Genomic DNA, 19,893 nt, shown 5'->3' with positions numbered 1-19,893 from the left:
TTATTTAAGGGGCGGTGTCGCGTGGACGTGCAGCAGCTTGAAGAGACCTGGGCCGTAAGGGCCGGCGCACGTGAAACGTGTCTTGTTGCGGCCTCGCATGTGCCGGCTGCGCTGTCGATGCTGGGGATTGTGCAGCCCGGCGATCGCTTGGTGGCCTTTGCGGATGACTTTGCCGATGCGTTTGCCTGCGGCTTTGATGGCTGCGATGTTGCGCTGGTGGGGGAGCCCGCGGCTGCGTCGTTTGCTGCTACGTTCGAGGGCTTTTATGCTTCGTTTGATGCCGAGGGGCCGCACCTGTGGTGGTTCGTCAACTCCATCGGCGGGTTTGGTCTGCGTGTGCCCGACCTTCGCGCTCTGGGCCGCGCGGCTCGTGAGTCGCATGCGCTGCTCGTGGTTGATAACACTGTGTCGGGCGTCTTTGGGTGCAACCCGCTGCGTCTGGGCGCCGTGCTTTCGTTCGAGGCGCTCGACCGCGTGTGTGCCGGCGTTGCGCCGCGCAAGCTCGTCGCCGCTTCGGTGGCGCGCTCGCCGCTCAAGCGCCATCGCGTGGATGCCGCCGCAGAGTGCGCACACGCGTTGCTTGCGGACTGCGGTGCGTCTGCGCTTGACCTGTCTGCCGAGGAGACCGACGTGCTAGAACGCGGGCTGTCCTCGCTCGATGCTCGCATGCAGGCCCACTTCGACCGCGCCCGTGCGCTGGCCGAGTATCTGGCCGCCAACGAGATGGTACGCAACGTGCGCTATCCCGGGCTGACCTCGCATCCCGACCATGCCATCGCGACCGGCATCCTGGAGCACGGTTTTGGCCCGGCAGTAGAGTTTGACCTGATGGACTGCATCGCGGGTGAATTTTTCAGCATACTGCCGGACGAATTCCGCACATCACCCGCCGGCGGCTCAACAACGCGCCTTTCGGCCCCGCGCGGTAAGCAGGGGAGCGCCATCCGCCTCTTCGCCGGCACCGACGACCCTCTGCAGGTGGCTGCCACTCTCGATAACGCCCTTCGCAAGTAGCTAATCGGGGTCTATGTCACGAAAACGGCCTATTTACTACGTTTAAGCAATAGGGGTCGACCACACCCGCCTATTTTGAAAATTACCAAGCTGTTTACCAGCGGTTTTAATTTCATAATGCCGGTATGGTTGTGGGTATTCAACTTAACGTAGTAGATGGGCCTGTTTTGTGGCGCGAGCCTCAACCCGAGGGCGCTGTGGGCTAAAAACCGCCTAAAAGGACTACTCCGCGTTGATGCTGGCGATGAGGTTGTCGGCTTTTGAGGCGATGACGTTGTTGATTTCTGTCTGCAGTTCCTCGTAGACCGCTATGGCTCGCTCGCCGGCGGGGGTGAGGGTGGATCCGCGGGCGCCGTCGCGCTCGATGAGCTTGCAGCCCAGCTGTCCTTCCGCCTCGTTCACAATGCGCCAGGCCTTGGAATACGCCATGCCCATGCTCTTGGCGGCGCGGTTGAGCGAGTGCTCGCGGGCGATGCCCTGAAGCAGCAAGACACAGCCGTGGCCGAACACGCCCGGCAGATCTTTGTCGCACGCTTGAATGACCAACTTTGCCGTCGTCTTGTACTCCATGTGCTCCACGTCTTCTCGCTAAAGTGTTTGCTGGGTAAACGCAAAGCCTGCGTCAAACCCTCGTGTGCTCTTCTTAAATCATGCATTGTAGCAGTCAAAGTGCGTTAAGATACTTCCCCAGTATTGGGCGCCCAAGGTTGGGCTGGGTCCTACGAGGCCTGCAGCCGACCGGTCGCATGGAAAAAGGAGAAACATGGCTACGTTCTTTCCCGGTGAGTCCCACACGTTTTCGGAGTATCTGCTGGTCCCTGGTTACTCGTCCTCGCAGTGCATCCCCAACAACGTCTCTCTTAAGACGCCGCTAACCCGCTTTAAGCGCGGTGAGAAGCCGGCAATCACCCTGAACATCCCCATGGTTTCCGCCATCATGCAGTCCGTCTCGGGCGTCGACATGGGTGTCGCGCTCGCTACCGAGGGTGGCCTGTCCTTCATTTACGGTTCCCAGACCCCCGAGTCCGAGGCCGCCATGGTCAAGGCCGTCAAGGATCACAAGGCCGGCTTCGTTCAGTCTGATTCCACGCTGACCCCCGACATGACCATGGAGCAGGTCATCGAGCTCAAGGAGAAGACCGGTCACTCCACCATGCCGGTCACCGACGACGGCACTCCCAAGGGCAAGCTCCTAGGTATCGTCACCAGCCGTGACTATCGCCCCAGCCGCGATGACCACCAGAAGAAGGTCTCCGAGTTCATGACCCCGCGTGAGCAGCTCATCGTGGGCGACAAGAACATCAGCCTCAAGGTTGCCAACGACGTCATCTGGGACAACAAGCTCAACGCTCTGCCTATCGTCGACGACAACGATCACCTTATGGGCATCGTCTTCCGCAAGGACTACGACAGCCACAAGACCAACCCCAACGAGCTGCTCGATAACGACAAGCGCTATATGGTCGGCGCCGGTATCAACACCCGCGACTATGCTGAGCGCGTGCCGCTGCTCATCGAGGCTGGCGCCGATGTCCTGTGCATCGACTCCTCCGAGGGCTTCAGCGAGTGGCAGAAGCGCACCATCGAGTGGATCCGCGCCAACTACGGCGAGGACGTCAAGGTCGGTGCCGGTAACGTCGTCGACGCCGAGGGCTTCCGCTTCTTGGCCGACTGCGGTGCCGACTTCATCAAGGTCGGTATCGGCGGCGGTTCTATCTGCATCACTCGCGAGACCAAGGGTATCGGTCGTGGCCAGGCTACCGCGCTGATCGACGTCTGTCGCGCCCGTGACGAGTACTACGAGGAGACCGGCGTCTACGTGCCCGTGTGCTCCGACGGCGGCATCGTCTACGACTACCACATGACGCTCGCCCTTGCCATGGGTGCAGACTTTATGATGCTGGGCCGTTACTTCGCCCGCTTTGACGAGAGCCCGACCGAGCGCGTCAACGTCAATGGCCAGTACATGAAGGAGTACTGGGGCGAGGGTTCTGCGCGTGCCCGCAACTGGCAGCGCTACGACCTGGGCGGCGCCGCGAAGCTCAGCTTCGTCGAGGGCGTCGACTCCTACGTTCCCTACGCCGGTTCCCTCAAGGACGGCGTGGGCGGCACGCTCTACAAGGTCAAGTCCACGATGTGCAACTGTGGTGCCCTCTCGATCCCCGAGCTCCAGGAAAAGGCACGCCTAACGCTGGTCAGCTCCACCTCCATCGTCGAAGGCGGCGCCCATGACGTAGTCGTCAAGGACTCCCAGCAGTCTGTGTCTTATCGATAAGCGGCTTTCCCAGGCACCGCACCTTGCCGTTCAAACCGTCGCTCGCGTACCAAAGTACGCGTCGCTCCTCTTTCACGGCAATCTGCGGCACTTGGAAAACCCGACCATGCTTGGGTGGGTAACAAATAGCGGTTGATTCACAACCACGTTATTTAGATAAAGCGAGATGCCTGCAAGTCGCAGGCATCTCGCTTGTCGTATTTGCTATCATCATGCGAGTTAACGATGTGGCGGGGCGTTCTTACCTTTGCTCGCTGCAAGTTCCGCACGAGCCGAAGAGCACTTAATGTGCTCTTCGTGCGAGCAGGACTGTTCGCAGCAGCGAGCAAAGGTGAGAACGCCCCGCCCCAACCGAGATAACAAAGGAGCTGATATGTGCGATTGCACAGATCATAAGGACGAGATTCCTGCCTACGACGCGCAGGCCATTGAGTCCAAGTGGATGAAGGCCTGGGAGGACTCCAACCTCTTTGCCGTCGACACCGACGCTAGCAAGCCCAAGAAGTACGTGCTCGAGATGTTCCCGTATCCGTCGGGCGACCTGCACATGGGCCACGCGCGCAACTACACCATCGGCGATGCTATGGCCCGTCAGGCCCGTATGCGCGGCTACGACGTGCTTCACCCCATCGGCTTCGATGCCTTTGGCCTGCCCGCCGAGAACGCCGCCATCAAGCACAACACGCAGGCTGCCGCCTGGACGTATAAGAACATGGACCAGGCGCTCGCCACGATGAAGCGCATGGGCTTCTCCTACGATCTGGATCGCATGGTCAAGACCTGCAGCCCCGACTACTACCGTTGGGGTCAGTGGATCTTTGAGAAGTTGTGGGAAAAGGGCCTGGTCTACCGTAAGAAGAACCCGGTCAACTGGTGCCCCACCTGCAAGACCGTTCTGGCCAACGAGCAGGTCACCGAGGGCAAGTGCTGGCGCTGTGGCACCGAGCCCGAGAAGCGCGACCTGGAGCAGTGGTACTTCAAGATTACCGAGTACTCCCAGGAGCTGCTCGACGATCTGGAGAAGCTCCCCGGCTGGCCCGAGCGCGTCAAGCAGATGCAGGCCAACTGGATCGGTCGTTCCGAGGGCGCCGAGGTCGACTTTACCCTGTGCGACCAGGATGGCGAGCCCATTGAGGGCGACGAGGGTAAGATCACCGTCTTCACCACGCGAGCCGATACGCTCTTTGGCGTCTCCTTCTTTGTCCTGGCTCCCGAGTACGCCGGCCTGCATGAGCTCGTCGAGGGCACGGAGTACGAGGAGGCCGTCACCAAGATCGTCGAGGACTCCAAGCATATCTCTGCCGTCGAGCGTGCCCAGGGCACCCTCGAGAAGCACGGTGCCTTTACCGGCCGCTATGTGGTAAACCCCGTCAACGGCGAGAAGGTTCCCGTGTGGGTTGCCGACTACGTCGTTGCCGACTACGGCACCGGTGCCGTCATGGCCGTTCCCTGCGGTGACCAGCGCGACTTTGAATTCGCCCGCAAGTACGACCTGCCGATCGTGCCGATCATCCTGGACGACGATGACCGCGCTGCCGTCGAGGCCAACGGTGAGACCATCGATACCTTCCATGCCGAGACCGTCGACTGGGATTGTGCCCACGCTGCCGAGGGCACGCTCGTCCAGTCCGGCAAGTACACCGGCATGCGCGGCGGCAAGCACTCCGAGGGCGAGGCTGCGATCGTGGCCGACCTTGAGGCCATGGGCTGCGGTCGTCGTAAGGTCGAGTTCCGTCTGCGCGACTGGCTCATCAGTCGCCAGCGCTATTGGGGCAACCCCATCCCGGCCATCCACTGCGAGCACTGCGGCATCGTGCCCGTGCCCGAGGACCAGCTGCCGGTGACGCTGCCCGAGAACCTTGACCTGGGCGCCGGCGAGACCCTTGCCGAGTGCAAGGAGTTCTACGAGACCACCTGCCCGGTCTGCGGCCGCCCGGCCAAGCGCGAGACCGATACCATGGACACCTTTACCTGCTCCAGTTGGTATTACCTGCGCTATACCGACCCGCACAACACCGAGCTGCCTTTCTCCCGCGAGGCCGCCGACCGTTGGATGCCCGTCGATAACTACATCGGCGGCATCGAGCACGCCATTCTGCACCTGCTCTACAGCCGCTTCTTTACCAAGGCACTGCGCGACCTGGGCCTGCTGAGTGTGGACGAGCCCTTCACCAACCTGCTGTGCCAGGGCATGGTCAAGGACGAGAACGGCGACACCATGTCCAAGTCCAAGGGCAATGTCGTGCCCCCGAGCTCGGTCATCGAGCCCTACGGCGCCGACACCATGCGTTTGGCGATCCTGTTTATCGCCCCGCCCGAGAAGGACTTCGACTGGGATCCCAAGGCCGTTGAGGGCGCCAACCGCTTCATTAAGCGCGCCTGGCGTATCGTTTGGCAGCTCGTCCAGTCCGGCGACGCCAACGTGGCCTTCGACAAGTCCGCGCTCGACGAGGTTGCGATGAAGCTCTATCGCGAGCGTCACCGCACCATCGCCAAGTGCACCGAGGACTTCGATCGCGGCCAGTTCAACACCGCCATCTCGGCCGTCATGGAGCTCGTCAACGCGGCGAGCGCCTACCTCAACGCCACCGAGGGTGCCGCCCGCGACAAGGCGCTGTGCTACGGCGTGGCTAAGGATATCGTGAGCGTCCTTGCCCCCATCTGCCCGTTCTGGGCCGACGAGCTGTGGCACGAGGCCCTCGGCTGCGAGGGCAACGCCTACACCGCCGCCTGGCCCGAGTTCGACCTGGCCGAGTCCATCGAGGATACGGTGCAGATCGTCGTACAGGTGCTTGGTAAGGTCCGCGGCCGCGTCGAGGTGGCCCGCAATGCCTCCAATGAGGATATGCAGGCTGCCGCTGAGGAAGCCGTTGCCAAGTGGCTTGAGGGCAAGACGGTCGTCAAGGCCATCTGCGTGCCCGGCAAGCTGGTCAACCTGGTGGTCAAGTAAGCGCTGCGTGTAAAGCTGGCATACAATACAAAACGAGGGACGGTCCGGTTGGGTCGTCCCTCGTTTTGTGTTGTATGCCCTGCTTAGCCAGTGCGTCGCACCGTCTTCTACGGGATGTGTACCAGGTCCCTAAAGTTAACGTTGCCCGTTGCCTCTTCGAACATCCAAATGTTGAGGTAGATGTCGTTGAGGTCGTTGTTCACATCAAAGTCCGGGTCGTCGAAGGTGCCTACAAAGGTGAGCATGGCGCGCGTTTCCTCGCCTGCTGCGACCTGCTGGCGCATGCGCACATCGCGGACCACGCCGTTGACGTAGGCATAGGAGTCCACATCGCCAAACATCATGTCGACACCGGTGTTGTTGGTCACCGTAAAGATGAGCGCAGCGTCGCCGTAGCCGTCGGTGTCCTTGCCCACGCAGGTAACATGGACGTTCTCGTCTGCCTCAAGGTCGATGGGGAACTGTTCTTGGGGGTCGGGGTCCAAACCCTGGGGATCGATGATGTCCTCGTCTATTTTGTCGAAGCTCACCGGGGGTTCGGTTTTTTCGATGGCTTTGGTGCTGCCAGGGTTCGGCTCGCATGTTCCGGTTTTGCCATTCGTGTTGCCGCAGCCTAAGAGGGCCAATGAACACGTTGCGATGGCGAGCGCAGTCATGCAGAGGGTGCCTAGGCGATTCATGGGTGCCTCCTTGCCGTAGAAGATCTCGAAAGGTTCGTCGTTGCGCGACTTGCTGGCTGGCTTGTTGCAGAATGTCCCTTAGCGTAAGTCTGATCGATAGGGGCTCGGGGAGGAATGCCCTTGGGGTCCGAACGGGCCTGTGGATTGGGACGCATGGCCCGTTTTGGGACTGTTGAGGGCGCGCCGCATGGGGTTCCTCGGTCAATTGTCCTATTCTTGTGGAGAAGCTGTGCGCACGCTGACCTGCAGATTCGTACGGTGCTTGCACGTTTCCGCAGCTATTGGTATAGTTTGCTTGCAAATGAAGTTGTAATTGAAAGAAGTGGGGTTTCGGCCCCGCTTCTTTTTTGTATGGATGGAGGTGCCGCAATGGTCAAGACCAAGACCGAGCAGGCGATCATCGACGCGCTCGAGGCCGTCGCTCCCCAGCACGATGTCGACATCGTCGACGTCGAGCTCGTGGGTGCCACCAAGGCCCCCTGCGTGCGCGTGCGTATCGAGGGTGCCGAGGGTCAGAGCCTGTCTCTCAACGACGTCACGGCCAACACCAAGTGGGTCGGCGATGTGATTGAGGAGCTCGACCCCATCTCTTCGAGCTATACGCTCGAGGTGTCGAGCCCGGGCATGGCGCGCCCGCTGCGCCGCCCGTGCGACTTTGCCCGCTTTGTGGGCGAGAACTGTGAGCTCACCTCCACCGCCACCGAGGGCCGTCGCAAGTACGCCGGCAAGATTGCCGCTGCGACCGAGACCGACGTGACCCTCGAGCTCGAGGACGGCGAGTCCGTTACCCTCGATTTCTCTGATGTTAAAAAGTGCAAGTTGAAGCCCACCTACGACTTCAAGCCCGCGAAGGAAGGAAAGTAAGATGGCAGCATCCGACATGATGTCCGCCCTGATGGAGCTTTGCCAGGAGAAGCACATCGACCAGCTCTACCTGATCGACCGCCTGGAGCAGTCGCTCGCCAAGAGCTATGCCGAGATCCTGCATCTTGAGTGGGGCGCCAAGGTGACCATCGACCGCACCACCGGCAAGATCTACGTCTACCGCCTTGAGCCGATCGACGATTCCATGGACGAGGAGGGCAACTTCACCGAGTTCGAGGAGATCGACGTCACCCCCAAGAACACGAGCCGCATCGCCGCCCAGCACGCCAAGGCCGAGATCAACGCCATCGTGCGTAACTCCGCCCGCGAGCAGATCTACGAGGAGTTCTCCGGCCGCATCGGTGACCTCATCAGCGGTACCGTGCTGCAGTCCACGCCCGACTTCACCATCGTCAAGATCCGCGAGGGCGTCGAGGCCGAGCTGCCGCACTTCGATCAGCGTCGTTACGAGAACGAGCGCAACGAGCGTCCGATGGGCGAGCGCTACCTGCACAACCAGCATATCAAGGCCGTGATCATCGACGTTCGCGACCCCAACTCCAACCTGCAGCCGGTTCGTGGCGAGCACAGCCGTCCGCCGATTGTCATCTCCCGTACCCACCCTGAGCTCATGCGTCGTCTGTTTGAGCAGGAGGTGCCCGAGATCTATGAGGGCACCGTTCAGATCAAGTCGATCGCCCGCGAGCCCGGCCAGCGCTCCAAGGTCGCCGTCCACTCGCTCGACGACCGTCTGGATCCCGTGGGCGCCTGCGTCGGCCCCAAGGGAAGCCGTGTTCGCGCTGTCGTGGGCGAGCTCCGTGGCGAGCGCGTCGACGTCATCCTGTGGGATGCCGATCCTGCCGTCTACGTCGCCAACGCCCTTTCGCCCGCTAAGGTCACCCGCGTCCTCATCGACGAGGAGAAGGCCTACGCCGGCGTCATCGTCCCCGACGACCAGCTGTCCCTCGCCATCGGCAAGGAGGGCCAGAACGCCCGCCTCGCCGCGCGCCTGACCGGCTGGCACATCGACATCAAGTCCGAGACGCTTGCCGCCGACATCCTCAAGAACGTTCCCGTTCACGAGGAGCCCGCCACCGACCTGATCGGCGACGAGGAGGACGAGGACGTCCGCCGCTGCGAGTACGTGTCCGAGGACGGCATCCAGTGCCGCAACCAGGCTCGTCCCGGCTCCCGTTTCTGCGGTGTCCATGACATCGACGCCTTCGATGATGCGGAGGACCTGATCTAGCGCGCGGTCGCGCCGGGCGGGTCCCGGCGCGTCTCCCACGCTCGTTCAGTCTCTAGGCACCCAAGGTGCCAGAAAGGGTAGGTGAAGTCATATGGCAAAAGTCCGTGTGTCCACCCTGGCCAAAGAGTTCGGCATGACCTCCAAGGAACTGATGGGTCATCTCGCCGATATGAAGATTCCCGCTAAGTCCGCTTCCTCCACTTTGGAGGACGCCTATGTCGCCATGGTCCGCAAGCAGCTCGCCTCGGTGATCGAGGCCCGCGCTCAGGAAGTCGAGGCCGCCAAGCAGGCCGAGGAGCAGGCAGCTGCCGCCGAGGAAGCCGCCCGCGCCGCCGAGGCCGAGCGCGAGCGCATCGCCGCCGAGAAGGCACGCGAGGAGGAGCGCCGCCAGTTTGCCGCAGCCCAGGCTGCCGAGGAGGCTGCCCGCGCCGAGGCAGAGGCCAAGAAGAAGGCCGAGCAGGAGCGCCTTGCTCGCGAGAAGGAGGAGGCTGCTCGCGAGGCCCAGCGCCGCGCCGTTCCCGCTTCCGACTCCGGTTCGCGCTTCCGTTCGCTGCTCGATCAGATCGCCGCACAGGAGACCGTGCTCAAGGAGAAGAAGGTCGCCGAGGACAAGGCCAAGGCCGAGCGCGCCGCCGAGCGCGGTAACCGTCGTGGCGGCAACAACGACCGCCGCGGTGGCCGCCGTAACGATCGTAACGCCTCCGACAACAACTCCGAGCGCAACGCCTCCGAGAGCCGTCCGCACAGCCATCGCACCAACGCCAGCAACAACGTCGCTGCCGGCATGGACTTCCCCAACCCCGATAAGCAGGGCAAGGGCAAGAAGCGCAAGGGCGATCACAACAACGAAAAGGACCACTATAGCCGCATGGCTCGCGAGGCCGAGGAGTACAGCCGCGAGAAGGTGCTCGAGGAGGCTCGTGCCGCCGTCGAGGAGGCCTCTCGCGAGTCCACCGGTCGCCGCAAGAAGCGCAAGGAGAAGCGTGAGCGCGAGGCTGCCAAGGCTCAGGAGGAGCGCAAGATAGAGGAGGCGTTGGCCCAGGGCGTGAACCCCGAGGAGCTCGACGCCATCAAGGTCTCCCAGGGCGTTACCGTCCAGGAGCTCGCCGAGGCGCTCGACGTTCCGGCCAACGACATCATCAAGCGCCTGTTCCTGCTGGGCACGCCGCTCACCATGACGCAGTCCATGTCCGACGACCTCGTCGAGCTCGTTGCCGACGACCTGGGCCGTCAGATTAAGATCATCACCCCCGAGGAGGAGAACACCTTCTCGTTCTACGACGATCCCGCCGACCTTAAGCCGCGCGCCCCGGTCGTCACCGTCATGGGCCACGTCGACCACGGCAAGACGAGCCTCCTCGACGCCATCCGTCACACCGGTGTCGCTGCCGGCGAGGCGGGCGGCATCACGCAGGCCATCGGTGCTTCGCAGGTCATGATCAACGACCGCAAGATCACCTTCATCGATACCCCGGGTCACGCCACCTTTACGGCCATGCGTGCCCGTGGTGCCAAGGTGACCGACATCGTCATTCTAATCGTGGCTGCCGACGACGGCGTCATGCCCCAGACCGTCGAGTCGATCAACCACGCCAAGGCCGCCGGCGTACCCATCGTCGTCGCCGTCAACAAGATCGATAAGCCGGGTGCCAACCCCGACCGCGTGCGCCAGGAGCTCACCGAGTACGGTGTCATCCCCGAGGAGTGGGGCGGACAGAACATGTTCGTCAACATCTCGGCGAAGCAGAAGATCGGTATCGACGACCTTCTGGAGACCGTGCTGCTCCAGGCAGATGTGCTCGAGCTCAAGGCCAACCCGGACACCTTTGCCTCCGGCAACGTCCTCGAGGCCAAGCTCGACAAGGGCCGCGGCTCGGTCGCTACCGTGCTCGTGACCCGCGGTACCCTGCACGTGGGCGATACGCTGGTCGCCGGCCTTACCTACGGCCGCGTCCGCGCCATGCTTGACCCCAAGGGTCGCGCCGTCACCGAGGCCGGTCCCTCCGACGCCGTCGAGATCCTGGGCCTGCAGTCCGTGCCCAACGCCGGTGACGAGTTCCGCGTTTTCGAGGACGAGCGCGAGGCACGTGCGCTGGCCGACGAGCGTTCGCTCAAGGCCCGTATCGAGGAGCAGAGCCGCGTCAAGCACGTCACGCTCGAGAACCTCTTCGAGACCATTGCCGACGCCGAGGTCAAGGAGCTCAACCTGATCATCAAGGCCGACGTCCAGGGTTCCATCGAGGCCCTTCAGGATTCGCTCGACAAGATGGATCAGTCCGAGGTCCGCATCAACACGATCCACTCCGCCGTTGGTGCCATCAACGAGACCGACGTCGTCCTGGCCGACGCCTCCAACGCCATCATCATCGGCTTTGGCGTCCGTCCCGACGGTAAGGCCCGCTCCGCCGCCGAGCGCGAGGGCGTCGAGATCCGTTGCTACGACGTCATCTACAAGTGCCTCGAGGAGCTCGACGCCGCCCGTATCGGCATGCTCAAGCCCACCGAGGTCGAGGTCTCCACGGGTACCGCGACTGTCCTGGACACCTTCAAGGTGCCCAAAGTCGGTATCGCCGCCGGTGTCCGCGTCGAAGAGGGCGAGATCGCCGCGACCGATTCCGTGCGTCTGGTGCGCGACGGCATCGTGGTCTTCAACGGCAAGATCGCCTCGATGCGCCACTACAAGGACGAGGCCAAGAGCCTCAAGAGCGGTTCCGAGGGCGGCATTGGCCTGGAGAACTTCCAGGACATCAAGCCCGGCGACCAGATCGAGGGTTACCGCATCGACCAGGTTGCCCGTACCGAGTAGGGGGTAGCGCTATGAAGCAAACGCAGGCAACCCGCCGTCTGGGCGAGCAGCTTCGCGAGAAGCTTGGTTATATCCTGCTCTTTGAGGTTTCCGATCCGCGTCTCGACCTGGTTACTTTGACCGCGGTCGAGGTCGCGGTGGACCGTTCGTTCGCGCGTGTGTTCGTGTCGTGCGATGCGAGCCGCTACGACGAGGTCATGGAGGCGCTCGCAAGCGCCAAGGGCCGTATTCGCAGCCTGTTGGCTCGCTCGCTCGATTGGCGTGTCACGCCCGAGCTCGATTTTCGCATCGATCGTTCGACCGATGAGGCCGAGCGTATCACGCGTGCGCTGGAAAACGTTCCCGCCACGCTTGCGATCGAAAAGGACGAGGACGGCTATCCGATAGCGGATGCCGCCCAGGAGGCAGCTTTAGATGACTAATTCCGCCGACCTCGCCTCGTGCGAGTCTGCAGATATTCAACGACGCATCCTCGAGCTTATCGAGAGTGCGTCCTCCATTGCGATTTCGGGACACACTTCTCCCGATGGCGACGCCCTGGGCTCCGTGCTGGGTTTGGGCCTCTCGCTTATGAAGTTTTTCCCTAACAAGGACATTGCCCTGCTGCTGGCAGATGATGACCCGGTTCCGCGCATCTACCGCTTTATGGAAGGCTCCGATCGCCTGGTACCGGCATCTGCGTATACCGGCAATCCGGACCTGTTCATCTCGGTGGACGTACCGGTCGTCGAGCGTCTCAATAATTCCGCCGAGGTGCTTCGTCGCTCCAAGCATGTGGTGTGCTTCGATCACCATCCGGCGCGCGAGGAGTTTGCCGAGCTCAGCCTGAGGCGCGTCGAAGCTGCAGCCTGCGCCATGATCATCGACCGCTTCTTGGACAATTGCGGCATTGTCGCACGTGATGGCGTTGCGACCTGCCTGCTGTGTGGCTTGGTTACCGATACCGGCCGTTTTCAGTACCAAAACGCCGATGCCGCCGCGTTCCATGCAGCCTCGCGTCTGGTTGCCCACGGTGCCGATCCGGCGCGTGTGGCACTCGAGGTCTACCAGAGCATGCGCGTTGAGTTTTTACACCTCAAGTCCATCGTTATGGGCCGCATCAAGACGGTGGCCCACGGGCGCGTTGCGTATAGTTACGCGTACCAGAGTGACCTTGAGGCTTGCGGTGTCACCTCGGATGAGTGCGACGGCCTGGTTGACGTGGTGCGCTCGGTGATGGGCGTGGAGGTCTGCCTGTTCCTGAAGGGCATTGAGGGCGATACCAAGGTGCGCGGCAACCTGCGCTCCAAGGGCGACCTCAACGTGTCCGAGATCGCTGCTGCATTTGGCGGAGGCGGACATCCCGCTGCCGCCGGTTTCTCCAACAACGGAACGATTCTCGAGACGCTTACCGTGGCACTTCCCATGCTGGCCGAGCTGGTGGGGGAGGATCCCGCTTCGGTGACCGTCGAGCTTTAACTTTTTGGATGGTACATGGCTCGTCGTACACCTTCTCAACTGAATATGCTGCTCGCCGTCGATAAGCCGGTGGGCTGCACGTCCCACGATGTGGTTTCGAAATGCCGGCGCGCCCTCCATGAGCGGCGCGTCGGCCATGCCGGCACGCTCGACCCCATGGCATCGGGTGTCATGGTGGTGGGTGTGGGCCAGGCCACCCGTCTGCTGGGCATGCTAACCCTCGATACCAAAAGCTATGTCGCCGACATTTCGTTTGGCGCCGAGACAAATACCGATGATGCGGAGGGCGAGGCGGTCCGCACGGTGGCTGTTGCCAACGAGCTCCGCGATCCTTCCTATGCACGTGAGCGCTTGGCCGCTATGCTGGGTCCGCAGATGCAGGTGCCGCCGGCGTTTTCGGCTATCTCGGTCAATGGCGTTCGCGCCTACAAGTCTGCTCGCGAGGGCAATGCGGTGGACCTACCTCCGCGTCCCGTCGAGGTCTATGCCGCCGACCTGATCGCCGTGGGCGGCGAAGGTGATACGTGTGTGTGGACCGTGGCGTTCTCGGTGAGCAAGGGCACCTATATCCGTGCGCTCGCTCGCGACTTGGGCCGCGCCTGCGAGAGCGCCGCGTACATTTCTGCGCTGCGCCGCACGGCCTCCGGTGTTGTTTCCATTGGCGCTTGTCATGCGGTTGAGGAGCTTTCTCCCGAGTCCGCGGCTGGCTTTGCCCTGGATCCCATTGCAGCCCTGGGCGCCACGCGTGTTGACTTGCCTGGCAATCTTGCCGACGATCTGCTCTGCGGCCGACGCATTCCCGTTGAGCGTGCGTTTGCCGATTTTGATGCCTCGAAGGCGCCTTTTGCGTTGGTGCTCGATGGGGGACTCAAGGCGCTCGCCCGCATCGAAAGTGGCCGCTTTGTCATGGAGCACGTGTTTCCGCAGGCAATCGGCGGTGTTCGATGATGTTGTCCGCTCGCGAGCTCGCGCGTATCTTTTTCGCGGGCGAGTCGGACGAGGCTCGCATCGTTACTGCCGATGCGTTTGATGAGTGCGAGCACTTGGGTGCCGCATCGATTGCCATCGGCGTGTTCGATGGTGTGCACCGTGGACACCAGGAACTCATCGAAGCGCTTGTTAGCGACGCGCGCGCCCATGACTGTAAGGCGGTCGTGGTCACTTTCGATCCCGATCCGGACGTTGTGGTGAGTCCTTCGCCCGCTCAAAAATTGATGACGACGACCGACCGTCTACATGCCTTGGCTCAGACCGGGGTCGATGCGGTGGTGGCCGTTCCCTTTACGCCTGAGGTTGCGGCACTCGACCATGTCGGTTTTCTCGCACTGCTGTCACGCGTGGTCGACATTCGTTCGATTCGCGTTGGCAGCGACTTTAGGCTGGGTCGCGGCGGTGCTTCTGGTGTTGCCGAGATGCGCGCCTGGGGTTCCGAGCACGGCGTTGACGTGTATGCTCACGACCTGCTTTGCGAGGGCTGTGAGGCCATTTGCGCCACCCGCATTCGTCATGAGCTGGGACAGGGCCATGTGGAGCTTGCTGCTGAGTTGCTCGGCCGCCCGTATATACTGCGTGGCGGTGTTGTTCGCGGCCGTCATGAGGGTTCTGGCATGGGCTTTCCCACGGCAAACCTGCAGGTTCCCGACGGCATTCAGGTGCCTGCCGATGGCGTGTATGAGGGCCTGGTGCTCGTCGATGACACCGTGTGGCCCGCTGCCGTGAACGTCGGCCTGCCGCCAACGTATGCCGACGATGCCGCTTCGGCGCATCTCGAGGCTAATTTAATTGGTTATACGGGCGACCTGTACGGCGCTTCCGTTTCGCTGGCGTTTACGCGCTGGCTGCGTCCCTCGCGTGTGTTCGAATCGCTGGATGAGTTGATTGCGACCGTCGAGGGGAATATCGAGGACATTCGTCACAACTTGGGTGAGCAAGGGGTGGGCATCCGTGATTAGCGATGAGGAAAAAGATCAGGTACGCGCTGCGTCCGACCTGGTTGCCATCGTGCAGGAAACGGTTGAGCTCAAGCCCCGCGGCCATGAGTTTTGGGGCTGCTGCCCGTTTCATGGCGAAAAGACTCCGTCCTTCCACATTATTCCCGCCACGCAGGTGTGGCATTGCTTTGGCTGCGGCGAGGGTGGCGACGTCTTCACCTATATCATGAAGCGCGAGAACCTGAGCTTTCCCGAGTCAATCCGCTATTTGGCCGATCGTGCGGGTATTGAGCTGCATGACACCGGAGATCGTCGCGAGCGCGGTACCAAGCGTGCCCGAATCTATGATCTGTGCGCCGAGACCGCCCAGTTCTACCACACCATGCTTATGCGCGGTAAGGACGGTCGTCCACGCGAGTACTTTGCCAGCCGCGGCATGGGTGGCGACGTCTGCCGTCGCTACTGCCTGGGCTTTGCACCGGGACGCAACGCGCTGGTGTCGCACCTGTCTCAGGCGGGTTTTACCCCGCAGGAGATGATCGACGCCAATGTTGCCGTGAGCCGCGGGCGCGGGCAGCTTGCCGACCGCTTCTACGACCGCGTGATGTTTCCCATCTTTGACGAGCAGGGTCACAACATTGCCTTTGGCGGGCGCATCATGGGTGACGGCCAACCCAAGTACCTCAACACCGCCGAGACGAGCGTGTTCCATAAAAAGCGAAACCTCTATGGCTTTAACTGGGCCAAGGAGTTTATCGTCGCGCAGGATACGGCCATCGTGGTGGAGGGCTATACCGATTGCATCGCCTGCTGGGAGGCGGGGATCAAAAACGTTGTCGCCACGCTGGGCACCGCGCTCACGGAGCATCACGTCAAGACGCTCACCCGCTTTGCCAAGCGCATCGTGTATATGTTCGACGGCGATGCCGCGGGCCAGAAGGCCGCCCGTCGCGCGATTCAGTTTATCGAGCAGGATTCGATGGATTTGCGCTGCGTGGTGCTGCCCGACGGCAACGACCCCATGGAGTTCATCACAGCGCATGGTGGACAGGAGCTTCAGGCGCGCATCGACGCTGCCGAGCCGCTTATGGACTTTGTCTACCGTTCGCTGCAGGAGTCGAGTGACATCACCACGCCGGGCGGTCGTGCCAAGGCGCTGGAGGATGCGCTGACGCTCATCTATCCGCTGCGCGATAGCTACATGATCGACACGTACTTTATCCAGATTGCCGACCTGCTTGGCTTGGATCTGGAGACAGTGCGTGCGAGCTCGGGCCGTGTGTTTCGCGATGTCGCCAAACGCGAGGATGCGGAACGACGTCGTGAGCAGAACTATGAGCGCCAGCGGGCACAGGCTGAGCGGTCCGATGGGACGGGCAGTCGGGCGTCGAGTTCTCGCGATGTCGGTCGCGGTGCTTGGGCATCGGGCGCCACGCCGGCAGTAGCGGCGCCGGTCGAGGAAGAGCCGTACGACTACGTCCCGCTCGATGCCTACGGTGCCGCGCCCGTGGAGGTCGTCGACGACCTGCCGCCGATCGATGTGCCTGATGGTATGGGTGCTGTACCTGTGACCGATGGTTCGGGCACTCCGGCTGCGGCGGCGCCGATGGTTCTTACTGATCTTGAGCGCAAGTCCTTGGCAGGGGAGCGCGAGCTGTTGACGATGCTTACGAGCTACCCCGACCTGTTCCGAACGTATGCCGACCGCATCTGCTCTATCGAGTGGGTTGATCCACGTCACGAGTCCATCGCATGGGCCGTGCTGGCAACGCCGCCGGGAACCGATCCTGCAGCCTGCATGGATGCGGCGCGCTCGGTCTGTCCCGAGGCGGCAACGCTAGTGAGTGCCGGGCGCATCTCGGCGACGAGCAAGCACCCCACCGAGACGAACATCGTGTTTATGCTCGATACGCTCGAGCTCTACACCATCAAGCGCCGCATGCGTGCCGCACAGGCCAAGCTGCGCCAGGACCGTTCGCTCGATGATGAGGCCCGTCGCGCGCTGACCGTGCAGGCCGCGCAGGATTCGCAGCGTCAACGCGAACTGCAAAAGTCGATCGGCGGGGTGGCGGACCCGTTCCGTTTGATCGGTCTGGAGTCCGCGGGCACCGAACAAGCCTAGATGTTGTGGTCAACCAGCGTATTCTCGCCTATATCCAGTCCTCTTTTTGGGTATAGACGTCAATGTGTGTGCTAAAGTATTGAGTCCTGTGGACTATGAAGGGAGAATCTGTGCCAAAAAAGACTGAGAGCACGGGTACTGGGCTGGAATCCTACGTTGCAAAGCTCATGGGCAACGGCTCAAACAGGACTTCGGTAACCGAGGACGAGATTCAGGTCGCCCTGAAGGATATCGATGTTTCTGACGAGCAGCTCACCGCGGTTTATTCCGCGCTGCGCAACAGCGGCATCCAGATTATCTCCGCGAGCGGTAACGACGACGCCCCCATGGACGTCGACGATGACGATAACGATACCGATACCGACGATTTCGATGACGACGACGAGCACGATTCCGGCTCGCTCGACGATCACGAGCTCAAGATGGCCCGTCAGGCCGACGCCGAGATGGGTTCTTCCAAGAGCAAGAAGAAGCGCACCGTGCGCACGTCCCGTTCACGCTCGCGCGTGCGTGGCATCGATGCCTCCACGGTGATGCTGACCGGCGATCCGGTTCGTATGTACCTCAAGGAGATCGGCAAGGTCGACCTGCTAACCGCCTCCGAAGAGGTCGATCTGGCCATGAAGATCGAGGCCGGTCTCGAGGCCACCGAGAAGCTCGAGGCTGCCGATGCCGGTGAGCTCGAGCTCACGCGTGCCGAGATGCGTCGTCTCACGCGCATTGAGAACGTGGGCCTCGAAGCCAAGCAGGCACTCATCAGCGCCAACCTGCGTCTGGTAGTCTCCATCGCCAAGCGCTACGTCGGCCGCGGTATGCTGTTCCTGGACCTGATCCAGGAGGGCAACCTCGGTCTGATCCGCGCCGTCGAGAAGTTCGACTACCAGAAGGGTTTTAAGTTCTCCACGTATGCCACGTGGTGGATCCGTCAGGCCATCACGCGCGCTATCGCCGACCAGGCCCGTACCATCCGTATTCCCGTGCACATGGTCGAGACCATCAACAAGCTTGTCCGCGTGCAGCGCCAGCTCCTTCAGGACCTGGGCCGCGACCCGACCCCCGAGGAGATCGGTGCCGAGATGGACATGAGCGCCGACCGTGTCCGCGAGATCCAGAAGATCTCGCAGGAGCCCGTGTCGCTCGAGACCCCCATCGGCGAGGAAGAGGATTCCCAGCTGGGCGACTTCATCGAGGACTCCCAGGCCATCGTTCCGCCCGATGCCGCCAGCTTCTCCATGCTTCAGGAGCAGCTCACCCAGGTGCTCGACTCGCTTGCCGATCGCGAGCGCAAGGTTATCGAGCTACGCTTTGGCCTTGTCGACGGGCATCCCCGCACGCTCGAGGAAGTCGGCCGCGAGTTTGGCGTCACGCGCGAGCGTATCCGCCAGATCGAGTCCAAGACCCTGGCCAAGCTCCGCCACCCGAGCCGTTCGAGCAAGCTCAAAGACTATATCGAAAGCTAGGAGTTACGCGGTTTTACCAAACCGCGTAACGGATCGACGCTGCGCGCCGCCCAGAGCGACAATTTGTCATTCAAAAGGCAAGGCATGACCAGAAGGTCTATGCCTTGCCTTTTTCATGCCAACTTGTTCGCTCTGGGCGGCGCTCGCTGTCCGTCCTTAACCTGCGACGTTGCTTTGGTCGGCACTTAGGGACGTTCCTTTTCTGCCGGCACTTTGGGACACTCCTTGTCGGGCAGCTAATTTGGGTGCAGGCGGAGAAAAATTCTCAAAAAAGTTCTTGCCCTGAGCTGATTCGTCCGTATAATAAACTTCGTTGCTTGAGAGCACGCACCTATTCCTCGGTAGCTCAATGGTAGAGCACGCGGCTGTTAACCGCGCTGTTGTAGGTTCGAGTCCTACCCGGGGAGCCAGAATTTCTCAGCCCATTCCGCTGGGCTTTTAAATTCCTCGGTAGCTCAATGGTAGAGCACGCGGCTGTTAACCGCGCTGTTGTAGGTTCGAGTCCTACCCGGGGAGCCAGGTTGTAGAACCCGTCGCTTATGCGGCGGGTTTTTTCATGCCGCGACCACTTGACTCGAACGTTGCCATATCAACATTTCGTGTCGAGGATGTAATCCCGCGACCCATCACCTCAACATGGCGCGGTCGTTGTAGAATATTGCAATGATTGCTCCCACGACATGGTGCCGTGAGCACCAGATAAGGAGATTCTTGTGTCTGAGACCATTAACGGCAGCCTGAGCGTCTCGAACGACGTTATTGCCGATATTGCCGGTTATGCCGCGATGACGTGCTATGGCGTCGTCGGTATGGCTGAGCAGCTCCAAGGCGCCGAGAGCGTGCGCCTGCTTGCCGGTCAGCGCCTCCGCAAGGGCGTGCTTGTCTCCGCCGACGAGAACGGCCTTACGGTCGATCTTCACGTCGTGCTCGAGAACGGCGTCAACATGAAGTCCGTCTGCCACAATCTTTCGAGCTCCGTTGCCTTCACCCTGCAGGAGATCGCCCAGATCGATCCCGCCAGCCTTAAGATCGGCATCCATATCGACGCGCTCAAGAGCCGTCTGAACTAGCATCCGAAAACGGA

General features: G+C 61.8%; 15 protein-coding genes and 2 tRNA genes. 15 read left to right on the top strand and 2 right to left on the bottom strand.

From position 1 onward, the window contains the following. Positions 1-21 precede the first annotated feature (21 nt). Positions 22-1,014, top strand: coding sequence for a PLP-dependent transferase (locus ACEG18_RS02085; RefSeq protein WP_372541064.1), 993 nt, complete (start codon positions 22-24; stop codon positions 1,012-1,014). A gap of 222 nt (positions 1,015-1,236) precedes the next feature. On the opposite strand, the gene ACEG18_RS02080 is transcribed toward ACEG18_RS02085, so the two are convergent. Then, complete coding sequence (locus ACEG18_RS02080) at positions 1,237-1,584, bottom strand: winged helix-turn-helix domain-containing protein (RefSeq protein WP_372541063.1); 348 nt, start codon at positions 1,582-1,584, stop codon at positions 1,237-1,239. Between the two features lie 193 nt (positions 1,585-1,777). Between ACEG18_RS02080 and ACEG18_RS02075 the strand changes: the two genes are divergently transcribed. Then, complete coding sequence (locus ACEG18_RS02075; RefSeq protein ID WP_089571691.1) at positions 1,778-3,289, top strand: IMP dehydrogenase; 1,512 nt, start codon at positions 1,778-1,780, stop codon at positions 3,287-3,289. Positions 3,290-3,662: 373 nt separating this feature from the next. Continuing rightward, complete coding sequence (gene leuS / locus ACEG18_RS02070) at positions 3,663-6,239, top strand: leucine--tRNA ligase (protein ID WP_372541062.1); 2,577 nt, start codon at positions 3,663-3,665, stop codon at positions 6,237-6,239. Between the two features lie 107 nt (positions 6,240-6,346). Here the strand turns inward: leuS and ACEG18_RS02065 are convergent, their stop codons facing one another. After that, positions 6,347-6,919: a hypothetical protein gene (locus ACEG18_RS02065; protein ID WP_372541061.1), complete on the bottom strand. Its 573-nt coding sequence runs from the start codon at positions 6,917-6,919 to the stop codon at positions 6,347-6,349. 369 nt (positions 6,920-7,288) lie between these two features. On the opposite strand from ACEG18_RS02065, the gene rimP reads away from it, so the two are divergent. The 12 genes from rimP (at position 7,289) to ACEG18_RS02005 (ending at position 19,879) form a co-directional block, all read left to right on the top strand. Continuing rightward, positions 7,289-7,783: a ribosome maturation factor RimP gene (gene rimP, locus ACEG18_RS02060; protein WP_117629483.1), complete on the top strand. Its 495-nt coding sequence runs from the start codon at positions 7,289-7,291 to the stop codon at positions 7,781-7,783. 1 nt (position 7,784) lies between these two features. Continuing rightward, positions 7,785-9,032, top strand: coding sequence for a transcription termination factor NusA (nusA, locus tag ACEG18_RS02055; protein ID WP_372541060.1), 1,248 nt, complete (start codon positions 7,785-7,787; stop codon positions 9,030-9,032). 91 nt (positions 9,033-9,123) lie between these two features. Further along, positions 9,124-11,838 carry a translation initiation factor IF-2 gene (gene infB / locus ACEG18_RS02050; protein ID WP_372541059.1) on the top strand — a complete coding sequence of 905 codons (2,715 nt, stop codon included), beginning with the start codon at positions 9,124-9,126 and terminating at the stop codon, positions 11,836-11,838. 11 nt (positions 11,839-11,849) lie between these two features. Continuing rightward, positions 11,850-12,260: a 30S ribosome-binding factor RbfA gene (rbfA, locus tag ACEG18_RS02045; RefSeq protein WP_117629486.1), complete on the top strand. Its 411-nt coding sequence runs from the start codon at positions 11,850-11,852 to the stop codon at positions 12,258-12,260. Further along, entirely contained in the window at positions 12,253-13,296 is a 1,044-nt protein-coding gene (locus ACEG18_RS02040) for a DHH family phosphoesterase (protein ID WP_372541058.1), read from the top strand. The genes rbfA and ACEG18_RS02040 overlap by 8 nt, the downstream gene beginning before the upstream one ends. A gap of 15 nt (positions 13,297-13,311) precedes the next feature. Further along, complete coding sequence (truB, locus tag ACEG18_RS02035; RefSeq protein ID WP_372541057.1) at positions 13,312-14,244, top strand: tRNA pseudouridine(55) synthase TruB; 933 nt, start codon at positions 13,312-13,314, stop codon at positions 14,242-14,244. Further along, positions 14,241-15,248, top strand: coding sequence for a riboflavin biosynthesis protein RibF (gene ribF / locus ACEG18_RS02030; protein ID WP_372541056.1), 1,008 nt, complete (start codon positions 14,241-14,243; stop codon positions 15,246-15,248). The genes truB and ribF overlap by 4 nt, the downstream gene beginning before the upstream one ends. Beyond that, positions 15,241-17,349, top strand: a complete 2,109-nt coding sequence (dnaG, locus tag ACEG18_RS02025; RefSeq protein WP_372541055.1) for a DNA primase — start codon at positions 15,241-15,243, stop codon at positions 17,347-17,349. The genes ribF and dnaG overlap by 8 nt, the downstream gene beginning before the upstream one ends. Positions 17,350-17,459: 110 nt before the next feature. Then, entirely contained in the window at positions 17,460-18,809 is a 1,350-nt protein-coding gene (rpoD, locus tag ACEG18_RS02020) for an RNA polymerase sigma factor RpoD (RefSeq protein WP_055286388.1), read from the top strand. 335 nt (positions 18,810-19,144) lie between these two features. Beyond that, positions 19,145-19,219 (top strand) — tRNA-Asn (locus ACEG18_RS02015). Positions 19,220-19,253: 34 nt separating this feature from the next. Further along, a tRNA-Asn gene (locus tag ACEG18_RS02010) sits at positions 19,254-19,328 on the top strand. A gap of 194 nt (positions 19,329-19,522) precedes the next feature. After that, positions 19,523-19,879 carry an Asp23/Gls24 family envelope stress response protein gene (locus ACEG18_RS02005; RefSeq protein ID WP_022093773.1) on the top strand — a complete coding sequence of 119 codons (357 nt, stop codon included), beginning with the start codon at positions 19,523-19,525 and terminating at the stop codon, positions 19,877-19,879. The last annotated feature ends 14 nt before the right edge of the window (positions 19,880-19,893 follow it).

Source organism: Collinsella aerofaciens (genome assembly GCF_041537385.1).
In the GTDB taxonomy this organism is placed as follows: domain Bacteria; phylum Actinomycetota; class Coriobacteriia; order Coriobacteriales; family Coriobacteriaceae; genus Collinsella; species Collinsella aerofaciens_BV.
The sequence above is the reverse complement of the archived record's forward strand: the minus strand, read 5'-3'. Positions and strand labels throughout refer to the sequence as shown.

Coding starts and splice junctions, on each gene's coding strand:
- ACEG18_RS02080 (WP_372541063.1), bottom strand. CDS start 1,584: ATGGAGTACAAGACGACGGCAAAGTTGGTCATTCAAGCGTGCGACAAA.
- ACEG18_RS02075 (WP_089571691.1), top strand. CDS start 1,778: ATGGCTACGTTCTTTCCCGGTGAGTCCCACACGTTTTCGGAGTATCTG.
- leuS (WP_372541062.1), top strand. CDS start 3,663: ATGTGCGATTGCACAGATCATAAGGACGAGATTCCTGCCTACGACGCG.
- ACEG18_RS02065 (WP_372541061.1), bottom strand. CDS start 6,919: ATGAATCGCCTAGGCACCCTCTGCATGACTGCGCTCGCCATCGCAACG.
- rimP (WP_117629483.1), top strand. CDS start 7,289: ATGGTCAAGACCAAGACCGAGCAGGCGATCATCGACGCGCTCGAGGCC.
- nusA (WP_372541060.1), top strand. CDS start 7,785: ATGGCAGCATCCGACATGATGTCCGCCCTGATGGAGCTTTGCCAGGAG.
- infB (WP_372541059.1), top strand. CDS start 9,124: ATGGCAAAAGTCCGTGTGTCCACCCTGGCCAAAGAGTTCGGCATGACC.
- rbfA (WP_117629486.1), top strand. CDS start 11,850: ATGAAGCAAACGCAGGCAACCCGCCGTCTGGGCGAGCAGCTTCGCGAG.
- ACEG18_RS02040 (WP_372541058.1), top strand. CDS start 12,253: ATGACTAATTCCGCCGACCTCGCCTCGTGCGAGTCTGCAGATATTCAA.
- truB (WP_372541057.1), top strand. CDS start 13,312: ATGGCTCGTCGTACACCTTCTCAACTGAATATGCTGCTCGCCGTCGAT.
- ribF (WP_372541056.1), top strand. CDS start 14,241: ATGATGTTGTCCGCTCGCGAGCTCGCGCGTATCTTTTTCGCGGGCGAG.